Origin of the sequence: Paraflavitalea sp. CAU 1676, from assembly GCF_029223285.1 — a bacterium.
Lineage (GTDB): Bacteria > Bacteroidota > Bacteroidia > Chitinophagales > Chitinophagaceae > Paraflavitalea.
Genome location: NZ_JARHUJ010000005.1, coordinates 13138 through 26883, shown reverse-complemented (window position 1 = coordinate 26883; position 13746 = coordinate 13138). Strand labels below are relative to the sequence as shown.

Below are 13746 nucleotides of genomic sequence, written 5' to 3'. Positions count from 1 at the left end.
TTTTAGTGGTGCGCTTTTTCACCTGTCACTTCTACCGCTGCACCTAACTGTTGTATGTGACTGTAAAAGTCGGGATACGATTTATTGATCGCCTGTGCCTCTTCGATGGTGGTAGTGCCCGTTGCTTTCAATCCAGCAACCGCGCAAGCCATCGCGATGCGGTGATCGTGGTGCGAATGCGTAGCAGCACCATGTACGCCGGTTCCTCCATGAATGATCATGAGATCATCCTGCAGATCGATCTTGATGCCCATTTTACCAAACTCTTCCTGTAGCGTGAGCGCACGGTTGCTCTCTTTATGGGTAAGACGGTTGGCGCCTTCAATCACTGTTTTGCCTTCGCAATAAGATGCCAGGGCTACCAGCGGCGGAAACAGATCGGGGCATTCGGTGGCATTGAAATGGAAGGCCTTTAAAGGCGCTGGTCCGATCTCAATTTGTTCTGCCTGTACGGATATCTTAGCGCCGCTGCTGATGAGGGCCTGCAGTATCGCCTTATCGGCCTGGGTAGAATATACATCGAGCCCCTTTACGGTGATATCGCCGGCTACAGCGCCTGCCACGAGCAGGAAAGCTCCCCCGCTCCAGTCGCCTTCTACCGTATATTGAATGGGTTCTGCAGTTGTTTGTTTGGTGACCGCTTCCCCGAAATAGAATGATTCGTAGTTCCTGTTCTCCACATCCCAGCCAAAGTGTTTCATCACTTGCAGGGTGAGGTCGATATAAGGTTTGCTCTTCAGGTCTTTTACGCTGAGGGCAACATCGCTGGCACCTGAAGCGGCATAAGCGAACAGCAATCCGGTCAGGAACTGAGAGCTCAAGGATCCATCTACCTCGATAGGCGCGGGCTTAAGCGGTCCCTTTACTTTCAGGGGCAGTTTGCCATCGTTGGAGATGATCTCCACACCCAATTGGGGCAGTACAGTATCGAAGAAATCCATCGGGCGGGTAAGCAGGCTGCCTTCGCCATTGATGGTGATAGATTTATTGCTGAGGGCTACGAGGGGGGTAAACATACGGATACCCAGGCCGCTTTCGCCGCAATTCACTTCGCCTGCATCGGGATTTACGCCTTTGCTGGTGATCTTGATGGAACCATCGGGCAGTTGTTCCGCATAAGCTCCCAAACCACGGATAACACCCAGCGCCGCTTTGTCGTCGTTGGAGCTGCCGGGGTTTTTAATGATAGTAACACCATTGGTCAGCAGGGCTGCCGCACAAGCTCTTTGCATGGAGCTTTTGGAAGTGGGCGCCTGTATACTGCCTTTTATGGCGGAGGGTTGTATCGTTGCGATCATAAATTAGCTTTGTAAGATTATTTGTTCCAGTTGCACCATCGGGATCGACTTCACAATTCCCTTGCCGATCTTGTCGAGCAATACATAGTTCATGTCTTTTCGCTCCCGCTTTTTATCCATCTTCAATATATCGAATGCCTTCTTCCGGTCGTAGTCGGTATGCACCGGCAATCCGTATTGCGCCAGCACTTTAATGACGCGCTCACTGTCTTTGAACTTCGCCAGCTGTGCAGAGATGCTGCAGGCAACGACCATCCCTATGGAAATGGCTTGTCCGTGCGACAGCGCATACATATTCTCGATGGCGTGCCCCAGTGTATGGCCGAAATTCAGCAGGCGCCTTTCGCCCGTCTCGAACTCATCCTTTTCCACGACGGTCGACTTGATCACGGCATTGCGGCGGATGAGCTTGCCCAGGGCCGCTTTATCTTTCTGGTATTTTTTCAGTTTGTTGGCTTCCAGTTCCCGGAACAGGGCTGCATCTTTTATACAGCTGTGCTTGATGATCTCGGCAAAGCCGTTGATCCATTCGCTTTCGGGTAATGATTTCAGGAAGCTATAGTCGTAGAGCAGGAAATCGGGCTGGCGGATGGTGCCTACCAGGTTCTTATAGATGCCTACGTCTACCCCGTTCTTACCACCGATCGATGCATCGACCATGGCCAGTACGGTAGTGGGTACAAACCCTACTTTCAAGCCCCGCATGTATACGGCGGCCACATAACCAGTGAGGTCGGTTATTACACCGCCCCCTACTCCTACCAATACCGTCTTGCGGTCGGCACCCATTCCGATCAATTGTTCGATCACGGAGTTGGCGGTAGCCTGCACTTTGTGCTCTTCGCCGGCTTTCAATACGATCGTCTTCCAGCCTTTGAACTTTTTGGGTTGTGCCCGAAAGATATTTTCGTCGGTCACCAATATGGTATGGTCCTTATCTATGAGTTTAGCGAGATAAGTAAAGTCTGCATCGAAGTAATAATCTACTTTCTTAGCAGTGAACTGATACGTTTTCTTTTGCATGCGCTACAGCTGTATTTTATCAAACACCTCCAATTCACTCTCCAGCGTCTTCGTCTTATGATATTCTTCCTGCCGGCCTATGTAATCGACCACCTGTTTGATGGTACTGGGATTTACAGAGAGTGCGGCATAATGTTCTTCCCATTCAAATGGGGCATTGATGAGCTTGGTTTCGTTCACCCATTCCATCGCGTCAGTTCGAATGCTCTTCACCACCTGCAACAGGTTTTGTGCCGGGTGCAGTTGTATCAACGCGTGCACGTGATCTTCCACCCCGTTTACCGCCAGGACGTTGATGCCTTTTTCACTTCCCCGTTTCTGGATATGGGAAAACAAGATTGTACGGATGGGCTTGGTGAGCAAGGGCTCACGGTTGTGTACGCTCCAGATAATATGGACAAACAGATAAACTTTATTCTGGGTATTTATCATGCGTATATTATTGCTGAGCGGTGGCAGGTATCGCTTGGGAATACACTGATTGACAGATCATCCAGGAAGTATTTCAAGGTGTCTACCTGGTAGCCAGTATGGGCCTGCCGCTATCGTTTTCGCACGCGATCGCTGGAAGCGGCAGGCCTATGGCTGAATATTTAGGAATTCATGATCTTGTTCTGGTGGTTGATACTTTCCATGTGCACCGCGTCGAAATACTTGGTGATGAATTCTTTGGAAAGTCCCAGTTTGTCGCCTTTCTTGAAAGCGCGATCGAGTATCTCGTTCCAGCGGTTGGTTTGCAGGATCGTGATATCGTTGTTCTTCTTGTACTCACCGATCTTTTCGGCGATCTTCATACGCTGGCCGAGGATCTGCATCAGTTCATCATCGAGGTGATTGATCTGCTGACGCAGTTTTTCCAATGCAACGTGAAACTCTTCCGATGGGCTGTCTTCTTTACGCCAGGTGATAGAATCCAGCATTTCGGCCAGCTTTTCGGGAGTGATCTGTTGCTTGGCATCGCTCCAGGCATTATCGGGATCGATATGGCTTTCGATGATCAGACCGTCCATATCGAGGTCGATGGCTTTTTGCGCAACTTCCTGCAGGATGTCACGACGGCCACAGATGTGGGAAGGATCGTTGATCATCAGCATGCCGGGGTTACGACGCTTCATTTCGATAGCGAGGTGCCACATGGGTGCATTGCGGTATTCGGTGTTGCCGTATGCACTGAAGCCACGATGGATGAGGCCAATGTTCTTGATACCTGCTTTGGCAACCCTTTCTACTGCACCGATCCAGAGTTCGAGATCAGGGTTGATGGGGTTCTTGATCAATACAGGCACATCTACACCACGCAGCGCGTCGGCCACTTCCTGTACACTGAATGGGTTTACGGTTGTACGTGCACCAATCCACAGTACGTCTACATCGAAGTGAAGGGCATCTTCTACCTGCTTTCCGGTGGCAACTTCTACAGTTACGGGTAGGCCGGTGAGTTGACGGGCTTTCTGCATCCAGGGCAATCCCTTGGTTCCGATGCCTTCAAAGCTACCGGGACGTGTACGGGGTTTCCAGATGCCTGCACGTAACAGGTCTACCTTACCGGTATTGGCCAGCCTTTGTGCTGTTTCCAATACCTGTTCTTCTGTTTCTGCGGAGCAGGGACCTGAAATGATCAGGGGACGTTTATTCCACTTGCTTTGAACAAGTTCCTTCAAATTGTTGGTGTCGATCGCTTGCATAATATAGTGATTGATATGTTAACAAGTTGTTCCATTGCTGGTGTTGACAGTTGTTTGAATTACAGGTGGTATGTCTCCTCCCTCCTGGCAACATTCAACTTGTCAACTATCGGCGGCTATCCGCGTCGTTCATCCTGATCCTTCTGCCTTTGTAGTTCTTACCATCAATGGCAGCGATCATTTGCTTGGCCGCTCTTTTATCGATCTCGATCCAGCTGTTCATTTCCTTCATGTCTATCCTTCCCAACACCTCTTTGCGCAAATCGCTCATGTCGAGGATAAACTGCAGGAAACTGGCTTTATAGAAGCCGTCTTTGGTACCGAGGTTCACAAACAGGCGGGCATAGTCTCCACCATTGCCGGCACCGTATTGTTTTGCTCTTGCATCGCCACGTGCCGCGCCGCGGTCGCCACGGTCGGCTGTTCTTCTATCACCGGTGCTTCTGTCGAAACGCTCTCTGCGCTGATCGTAGATATTCAGGTCTTCCGCATTTTCATAATACTTCAGGAACCTGTCGAACTCCATCGCAGCTACGCGCTTCAGCACTTCTTCTTTGCTCACATCGGCGAACTTCTCTTCCAGCATGGGTACATAGCTTTCGTAGTCACCATGGCTGATATCGGTTTGCAACAGTTTTTCCATGAAGTGGAAGAACTGCTTGCGGCATACATCCTTTCCGGCAGGGATATCCAATTTATGGAAAGGCACCTGTACGATACCCTGGATATGACGCATTTTACCCATTTCACGAATGTGGATGATCGACATACAAACACCGGTATTACCAGCGCGTCCTGTACGACCACTGCGGTGCGTGTACACTTCCACATCATCGGGCAATTCGTAGTTGATTACGTGGGTAATACCCTGTACATCAATACCACGTGCTGCTACATCCGTTGCTATTAAGAGCTGCAGGGTTTTCTCCCTGAATTCACCCATTACCTTGTCGCGTTGCTGCTGGGTAAGGTCGCCGTGCAATGCATCGATATCGTAACCTTCACGGGTCAGCTTTTCGGCGATCTCCTGAGCATCGGCCTTGGTACGGGTAAAAATGATGCCATAAATACCCGGGTTAAAGTCGATCAACCTTTTCAGGGTCTGGTACCTGTGCTGGGCACTGGTCACAAAATACTGGTGGTCGATATTCTTGTTGGCCGTATTGGTTTTACCTACGGTGATCTCCATTGGTTCTTTCAGGTACTTTTTGCTGATGCGGCGGATCTCCGGCGGCATCGTTGCACTGAATAACCAGGTGCTTTCTCTGTTGGGTGTGTTCTGAAGGATGAACTCGATATCATCCTTGAATCCCATGTTCAGCATTTCATCCGCCTCGTCCAGCACCACATATTTAATTTGTTCTAAATTGATCGCTTTGCGCTCAATCAGATCAATCAACCGGCCGGGGGTTGCCACTACGATCTGCACTCCTCGTTTCAGGTCGCGGATCTGCTGGCCAATGGAGGTACCACCGTACACAGCCACCACATTCATCCCTGTCTGAAACTTCTTAAACAGATCCACTTCATTCACTATCTGCAGGCATAATTCCCGGGTGGGGCAAACCACGAGAGCCTGTGGAAACTTCTGTCCTTCATCGATCAGGTGCAGCAGAGGTAGTCCGAATGCGGCTGTTTTACCGGTACCGGTCTGCGCAAGGCCTACCAGGTCCTTAGTGCCACTTAAAAGAACAGGAATCGCCTTTTCCTGTATGGGGGTTGGGTTTTTAAAGCCTAATGCGTCGGTAGCCTGTACCAGCTTCGCATCCAAACCCAACTCTGCGAAAGTCATCATAACAATTAAAATTTGCGCAAAGGTACTGCTCTTGCCGCCTATGGCCTAAATAATCCTCTTAATCCCCTGAAATACACTTCAAAAGGGCTACCGGCGGAGCAGAAACCACGCCCCTATTGCCACAGCGATCAATCCACAGCTCAAATTCACGATCTTTTTGTAATGAATTCCCAGCTTATCCTTCATGACTTCCGACTCCTTACTGCCCCAAAAAAGCCACTTAGAGCCTGATAATCCGAGATATAGGCAAATCAGGCCAAAGGCCAGGAAAAATATGGAGTCGAAATTCCAGTTCATTTTAAAATGCGTCTTATTTTATTGGCGTTTTCGATCAGTTCCTGTAAATACTCGTAATTCTCCTTTTCCAGGCAGCTTTTAAACTTTCTCAGCTGGCTGATATGCTCATTCAGCACATCCAGCACGTTTTCCCGGTTCTGCATAAAAATGGGTACCCACATGGCCGGGTTACTTTTAGCGAGTCGCACCGTACTTTCGAAACCACCACCTGCCAGTTGAAAAATGGTATCTTCTTCCCTTTCTTTCTCCAAAACCGTGTTGGCCAGGGCAAAAGAGGTTATATGCGAAATATGACTAATATACGCTGCGTGCATGTCATGCTCATCGGCGCCCATATAGGTCAGGTGCATGCCCAGCAGCTTGTATACGTCTTCTATTTTCCTCACCGCTTCGGGGTCACTTTTTTCCTTTTCACAGATCACACAGGCCCGGCCGATGAAGGCATCCTTAACGGCCGCTTCGGGGCCGCTGTATTCGGTTCCCCACATGGGGTGCGTGGCCACAAAGCGACTGCGCATGGGATGATCGTTCAACGCCGCACATAAGGCGTGCTTGGTAGAGCCGGCGTCGGCAACGATCTGCCTGTCGGTTACGAGGTCCATTACCTGCTTCATCACCGGCAGGGTGGCATCGACCGGGATGGCCACATAGATCAGGTCGCTTTGGCGTATTGCCTCTTCGAGCGGAAGGGCTTCATCGATCAATCCCAGGTCCAATGCTTTTTGCTGGCTGGCGGGTGTGCGGCTAACGCCGATCACTTTTTTAGCGAGGCCTTTTTCTTTCAGCGCGATACTGAATGAACCGCTGATGAGCCCCACCCCCACTATCGTAACCGTATTAAACATTTGTAGCTTGTCTTTTTCCTTTGTAATGTTTTACTCCTTTCTGCTGCCAGGTGAACTATTTGGCAACCTGGGCTGCCTGGTGTTCTTTTACCCGTTTAATGCTGTCTGTGAGTTTCTCTTCGGGACTGCAGAGACTAACCCGTATATAAGGATCGCCTGCATTGCCAAAGATGCCGCCCGGTGTGATGAACACATTGGCGTTGTACAGTATCTCGTCACTGAGGGCAAAGCCATTCTTGTACCCTGCCGGGATCTTCGCCCATACGAACATGCCTGCCTGTGTTTTGTCGTACACACAGTCCAACAGGTCGAGCAATTCAAACACCTTCCTGCGGCGGGCTGCATATACTGCATTCACGCTATCGTACCAATCCTTGCCGAGGCTCAATGCTTTGGCCGCCGCCAGTTGTACGGGCAGGAACATGCCGCTGTCCATATTGCTTTTAAAGCGCAACACTTCGTCGATACGTTCTTTACTGCCTACCAGCATACCTACACGCCAGCCTGCCATGTTCTGCGACTTGCTGAGCGAGTTCAGTTCGATGGCCACCTCTTTGGCGCCTTCTACACTGAGCAGGCTACTGGGCGATTCGTTCAGGATAAAGCTATAGGGATTATCGTGGCAGATCAGCAACTGATGCTTCTTACCAAAGGCTACCAGCTTTTCGAACAATGCCTTTTCGGGCAATTTGCCGGTGGGCATTTGCGGGTAGTTCACCCACATCAGCTTAAAGCCTCCCTGGCCAACGAGTTGATCGAGCGCTTCGAAGTCGGGGTACCAGTTATTCTCTTCCTTCAGTTCATAATCTACACAGGTACCGCCGGCGAGCTTCACCGCACTTCTATAGGTTGGATACCCGGGATTGGGCACCAGTACTTTATCACCTTCATTGAGGTAGGTCATGCAGATGTGCATGATGCCTTCCTTGCTACCGATCAGGGGAAGTATCTCGGTATCGGGGTTCAGGGACACGCCATACCACTTGCCGTACCAATCGGCCACAGCAGTACGCAACACCGGCGAACCTTTGTAGTTCTGGTAAGCATGTACGTTGTGCTTCGCGCTTTCGTCCTGGAGGGTTTTGATGACCTCGGGATGCGGCGGCAGGTCGGGACTTCCTATACCCAGGTTGATGACCTGTTTGCCCTGTTTGTTCAGCTCATCTATCTCTCTCAGTTTTTGAGAGAAATAGTATTCACCGATACCTTCTAACCTTTTTGATGTAGCTATATTCATGGTGCTGCGGCTTTGAATCCTGATTTACTTATTTACCATTTTTGTACACGCCATAGATCTTGAGCTCGGCCGTGATGGGCCTGATCTGTTCTATCACCTTATTGAACTGATCGAGTGCATCGAACTCCATATCTGCGTGAAAGCTGTATTGGAAATCGGTTCCCGGAATGGGGAAACTTTGCAGTTTGCTAAGGTTAATGCCTCCGTCTGCAATGCGCGACAGCACACGGGCCAGGCTTCCGCGGGAGTGATCGGTATGGAAGTTGACCGACGCTTTGTTGGCCTCCGCTACCGGCCTGGCTACCCCTTCGGGCTGCAGCACCAGGAAACGGGTGTAGTTGCTTTTCATGGTATGGATATTGGGAGCCGCCACTTCGAGTTCGAAGAGGTCGGCCGCCAGCTTGCTGGCGATGGCGGCAATATGCTTGCTGCGATGCTGGTGCAGGTGTTTGGCGCTAAGCGCGGTGTCTTCCGTTTCTACCAGCTTCCAGTTGTATTTATCGAGGTATTCCAGGCATTGCTGGATAGCCATATGATGAGAATGGACTTCCCGGATATCTTCGAGCTTTACGCCGGGATTCACCAACAGTTGTTGCTTGATGGGCAGGTAAACCTCTCCTACAATGGTAAGGTTGCTCTTTTGCAACAGCGAATAGTTGGGCAGGATGCTTCCGGCTATCGAGTTCTCGATGGCCATTAACCCAGCTTCGCTTTCCTTTTTATTGGCTGCTATCTTCACCACTTCGCGAAAGGTGGCGCAGGGAATTACCTCTACTTCTTTGCCAAAAAACTGCTGTGCTGCTACCTGGTGAAAGCTGCCTTCATAGCCTTGAATCGATACGCGTACTCCCTTTCCCTGCAGACTGGGTGAAGAACTGGAGTTCAAAGGGTCCATTTGTCGCTGTTGTTCCATCCGGTTGTTTTTAAAGCCTACTATACTGATAGACAGTAGTATTGGCACAAAAAAATCCCGGCCTTTTGGCCGGGATCCTTATGTTGATTTTATCTTTTTTATTTTGAGTTCAACAAAAGCATTCCCGGCCTACTTGTAAAGTAGAAGTAAAAATAAAAGTAAAAGAAACCGTATGCTCTTGTCGTTAACATGAATCAAAAATAATCAGTAATCGGGAAAAACAAAATTCTTTTTTTAACCGGCATTTACGATGGCCAAAGCGCCCTTTTCTTAGACAAACTCTTTACCAGCCACTATTCCAGCCGTTTTTGTATCTCGCCGTCAATCTTTTTAAACAGGTGAAATGGCTTGTAGGTGCGCCAGTTTTCCAGCTGCATCAGCTCGATATAGCGGTTCAGTTTGGCCCGGCGGAAATCGTATTGTGTTTGTTCGGGCATATTGAGGATTACGACCCAACCATTCTCATCGGTCACTTCATCGAACCACTCCTGGTAATAGTCTTTGTCGCCGCTGTGGAAGTTGAGTACATTTTCGCCGATGAAGATGAATTTCGTGATCCCCATACTAAAGAAGGGGTCTGCTACTTCCCGCTTCAACTCCATGATATCGTTCTCGATCGCATCATTCCATTCGCCGATCAGTTCAATGATCACATAATGCTCGTCGTAGTCGGCCATCAATACTTTCAGGTAGAGGGTACGTGAACCGAAGTCGTCCCATTGCGGATGGATATAGTAATTATAAATGGTTTGGGAAAAGGTAAACTCCGAGTACACCCTTCCATAAAAGGGTGACCGCTCATCCTGCTCACTGGTATATATATGACGCCAATTATAAAATGGTTCTATATCGTGCATGATACAATTTACATGTTCCGGCAGGCCGTTTCCAAATATTTATAGCCGATTTCATGATTATTTGGCCCCCTGCCGGGTGGTGATTAAAATATCTGAATACAAAATTAATATGCCAGCCGGAACCCGCCAAGCCAGCCATGGTATGGAGCCGGCGAATGTTAAAGTCTATGTAAAAAAAAGGGCCGGCTTGGTGAGCCGGCCCTATCAATATGATCAGGTTTCCTTACTGTTTAATCAACGTGCTTTGGTATTGCTTGCCATCAACAAAGACGGTAAGGTAGTAGGTGCCTGGTTTCCAGCCGGCGCAATCGATGGCGCGACCAGCTACCAGTTTCTCCTGCTTTACGGCGATACCACTGGCCGTGTAGGCCACCAGTACTGCCTCCTTAGCAGTGCCGGGCCATACGATCCTTACCAGGCTTTGTGCCGGGTTGGGCGACAGGCTGATCTTTCCGGAAGCCGTGGCCGGATTTACCAGTACGGCATCGGAATAGGTATACCTGCCGTCGAGGTCGGTTTGTTTCAACCTGTACCAGGCCTTACCGGTAGCGCCTTTCACATCGGTATAGTTGTACTCGATCTTACGGTCGCTGTTGATGGCTCCCGGCAGTTCCTTTACGACTGCAAAGCTGCCGCCATTGGTGCTCTTCTCGATCGTAAAGAATTTGTTGTTCGACTCCTGCGCTGTTGCCCAGTTAAGGACCACATCACCATTTTCTTCACGGGCTTTGAAATACAACAGGTGGATGGGCAGGCTTCCTGCTGCCATCGCAAAACCCGATGATGCGGTGAGGTTATAAACCGGTGCAGCAACTCCATTGTATTCAAAGATGCTGTAGTGGTAGGTTTTGTTGGCATCGAGGCCGGTTACCGTAACCGCATTGCCTGTGCCTGCGTACACTACATACTCTCCAGCGGTTACCTGTGAGCCAATTTTGAATACGGCATTGGCCGGATAGGCACTGCCGGTTGCCGGTGAGCTGGTAACTGCGGTTCCTTCTTTCATTACTACCAGGCGTGAAGTACCACTTCCGTTGGTCCAGCTAATGGACAGGCTGCTCGCTCCTGCAGTAACTACGGGGGAGGAAGGCGCCGAAACAGGGGCCGACAATGTCGATGCGGATGCAGTGAGTACCGATGTGGTAAGATAACGCAATAAGGTACCGGCTCCGTTGTATTCAAATACGGTATAATAGTAAGTACTTGCAGGTTGCAGGTTTGTTATATCTACTGTATTCGCGGTGCCGTTCATTACAGTATATTGTCCACCGCCAAGATCAGTACCATTTGCAAATGAGGCATTGGCTGTATAGGTTGTAGCTGCGGCCGGTACGAAGGTGACCGGGCTGCCCTGCTTCATCACCACCAGTCTTTTTTCACCATTACCGTTGGTCCACTTCAGGGTAAACTTATTGCCATCGATGGCTGAAACAATCGCAGCGGTGGAGGCTACCGTGGGCGTTGTAGCTCCCGGCACATCGGTAGTCGTGAAGCTGGTGGTAGAAGGTGCTGTGCGCAGGTACGCCGGTTCATTGGAACCATTGAACTCAAAGGCACTTACATAATAGGTAGTATTCGCTTCCAGTCCGTAGATATTGGCTGTACCTCCACTGCTTGCAATGGCAAATACGTAGTTACCATCGCCCAAGTGCGAACCAGCAGTACCGAAGGTCCCGTTGTAACTGTACTTGGTAAGATCCGTTGGCGTAACGCTTACAGGAGCACCTTTCTTCGCTACCAGCAGTCGGGAAGTTCCGTTGCCGGCGGTGAAATTAACAACAGCCTGCGTTGCCTGTATTCCACTAACGCTGGTTATGGTTGGCTGTGTGGTGGGCCAGGTGATGGTAGACCCACTATGTGTCAGGAACGAAGAAGTAAGATAATCTGGTTTGCCGCTCGCATCCACATTGTATTCGAACACGGCAAAATGATAAGTAGTACTCAGCTCCATGCCTTTCAGGTCGACATAGTTGTTCGAATTATTCGATACGACAAACTCTCCCGGAGCGATTTCCTGTCCCAAGCCGAAATTATCGTTGCCTGTATAGGTTGTGAGATCGACCGGACTGGCAGTCACCGCACTTCCCTTTTTGGCGATCACCAGGCGGGCAGCGCCATTGCCATTGGTCCACTGAAGGCGGAATGATTTTCCTTCGGGCCAGAAGATAGCAGGCGCTGTTGATTTGGCTGTTGGCTCTACGGGTACCGTAAAGCTGAACGTAGCCCCCGTGGCAGAATATACCGGATATGAATTACCATTGAACTCATAGATAGAAACATAATAGGTGACACCCGCCAACAGCTTGTTTACCGTAAACGATGAACCATTCATGCCACCCTGGATACAGTAGTTACCAGGACTCACCTGCGTACCGGAACCAAAGTCGGCATTACCGGTATACCGGGTAAGGTTGGCTGGCACGGCATCTACGGGACTACCGGCTTTCATGATCGCGATGCGGTAAGTGCCGTTACCGACAGTAAAGCCAATGGAGGCCGTGCTGCCAGAGAGGCTGTTGATCTTTAAAGCAGAACAAATAGTAGACGGCGTGGTACTGGTGCTGCCACTCTTTACAGCTGATCCGCCCGTAAAATAATAAGGATAACCTGCTGCATTCACATCATATTCAAAAACACGCACGTGATAAGTCGTGTTCGGCTCCAGGTTGTTCATATCGGTCCAGTTATTGGCCGTTGCGCCAACCACAAATTCGCCGGGTGCAATTTCGGTTCCCGCTCCGAAGGTGCTGTTGGCTGTATAGGTGGTACCCGTTACCGGTGTTGCCGTAACGGCCGCCCCTTTCTTAGCAATGAACAGCCGGCGGGTGCCGTTGCCTATTGTAACATTCACCCGGTAGCTATTGCCTTCCACATAGGAGTAGGTAACATTCGATGGCGCCGTACCCGGGCCTGCATTGGTGGTAGCGTTGGCTACGGCGCCAGGTGTCAGGTATACCGGGTATGATATACCATTGTATTCGAGCAGCGAAAAATAATAAGTAGTATTGGGCTCCAGACCTTTCATGGTTACACTGGTGCCGGTGCCTGCATAGATGATGTAGTTATCGGTGCCAAGTTTAGAGCCTGATCCAAATACGTCATTGGCACTGTAGTTCCCTGCATCGACAGGATGGCCATTTACCGGAGCGCCTTTTCTGGCTATCAGGGTGCGGCCCGTTCCATTACCTTTTGCCCAGCTGAGGGAGAGGGTATTGCCTGTTGAAGCAGTAACCGTTATTGCACTGGCCGGTGCAGTGGGCGCCACTACGGTAGACTGGCTGCCAGTAAGTGGCAGATTAAGATAGGTGATACCGGCACCTGATCCGTTGTATTCGAAGATGGCTACGTAGTAAGTAGTACCAGGTTTCAGCTTTTCGGCAGAAAAGGTAGCCCAGCCCGACCGGCTTACTACATATTCTCCGGGTGCAGAAAACTCCGTTCCGGCGGTTCCGAAATTAAAATGGGCTGCATAGTCTACACCGTTCACTGGCACGCCCGTAACCGGACTGCCTTCCTTTACTACAACGATACGGCCTGCGCCGTTACCGGCGGTGAGTGCGCCATAGAAGCGCGAACCGTCAATGGTATTGAACGTCAAATTGCTGGCGGGCACGGTAGGTGCCGCTGCGGCCAGCACTGCCTGCTGAATAATGGTGGAGAAGAGTAATAGCGTAAAAATCCGTTTCATAAGTAACGTGTGATTTTAGGTAATACAATTTCGGCCGGCAGTATCCGATGATTTGCCGGTAATGAGGTTTATACAGGAAGTGGAGTTGATGGCCAGTAAACCTGTGTG

General features: G+C 50.0%; 10 protein-coding genes. All 10 read right to left on the bottom strand.

What is annotated here, in order from left to right:
- Positions 1–2: 2 nt before the first annotated feature.
- The gene (gene aroA / locus P2H89_RS16515; RefSeq protein WP_275828764.1) at positions 3–1298 is read right to left on the bottom strand and encodes a 3-phosphoshikimate 1-carboxyvinyltransferase; all 1296 of its coding nucleotides are present in this window, start codon (positions 1296–1298) and stop codon (positions 3–5) included.
- Positions 1299–1301: 3 nt separating this feature from the next.
- A complete protein-coding gene (aroB, locus tag P2H89_RS16510; RefSeq protein WP_275828762.1) occupies positions 1302–2321 on the bottom strand; it encodes a 3-dehydroquinate synthase in 1020 nt (339 codons plus the stop codon).
- 3 nt (positions 2322–2324) lie between these two features.
- Positions 2325–2753 carry a transposase gene (locus P2H89_RS16505; RefSeq protein WP_275828760.1) on the bottom strand — a complete coding sequence of 143 codons (429 nt, stop codon included), beginning with the start codon at positions 2751–2753 and terminating at the stop codon, positions 2325–2327.
- A 161-nt stretch (positions 2754–2914) separates the two neighbouring features.
- Positions 2915–4006: a chorismate mutase gene (locus tag P2H89_RS16500; protein WP_275828758.1), complete on the bottom strand. Its 1092-nt coding sequence runs from the start codon at positions 4004–4006 to the stop codon at positions 2915–2917.
- Between the two features lie 106 nt (positions 4007–4112).
- Entirely contained in the window at positions 4113–5801 is a 1689-nt protein-coding gene (locus tag P2H89_RS16495; RefSeq protein WP_275828756.1) for a DEAD/DEAH box helicase, read from the bottom strand.
- Positions 5802–6094: 293 nt separating this feature from the next.
- A complete protein-coding gene (locus P2H89_RS16490) occupies positions 6095–6943 on the bottom strand; it encodes a prephenate dehydrogenase (RefSeq protein ID WP_275828753.1) in 849 nt (282 codons plus the stop codon).
- Positions 6944–6998: 55 nt separating this feature from the next.
- Positions 6999–8180, bottom strand: coding sequence for an aminotransferase class I/II-fold pyridoxal phosphate-dependent enzyme (locus tag P2H89_RS16485; RefSeq protein ID WP_275828751.1), 1182 nt, complete (start codon positions 8178–8180; stop codon positions 6999–7001).
- A 28-nt stretch (positions 8181–8208) separates the two neighbouring features.
- The gene (locus P2H89_RS16480; RefSeq protein ID WP_275828749.1) at positions 8209–9093 is read right to left on the bottom strand and encodes a prephenate dehydratase; all 885 of its coding nucleotides are present in this window, start codon (positions 9091–9093) and stop codon (positions 8209–8211) included.
- A gap of 293 nt (positions 9094–9386) precedes the next feature.
- The gene (locus P2H89_RS16475) at positions 9387–9950 is read right to left on the bottom strand and encodes a hypothetical protein (protein ID WP_275828747.1); all 564 of its coding nucleotides are present in this window, start codon (positions 9948–9950) and stop codon (positions 9387–9389) included.
- A gap of 223 nt (positions 9951–10173) precedes the next feature.
- Positions 10174–13638: a T9SS type A sorting domain-containing protein gene (locus P2H89_RS16470; protein WP_275828745.1), complete on the bottom strand. Its 3465-nt coding sequence runs from the start codon at positions 13636–13638 to the stop codon at positions 10174–10176.
- Between the last annotated feature and the right edge of the window lie 108 nt (positions 13639–13746).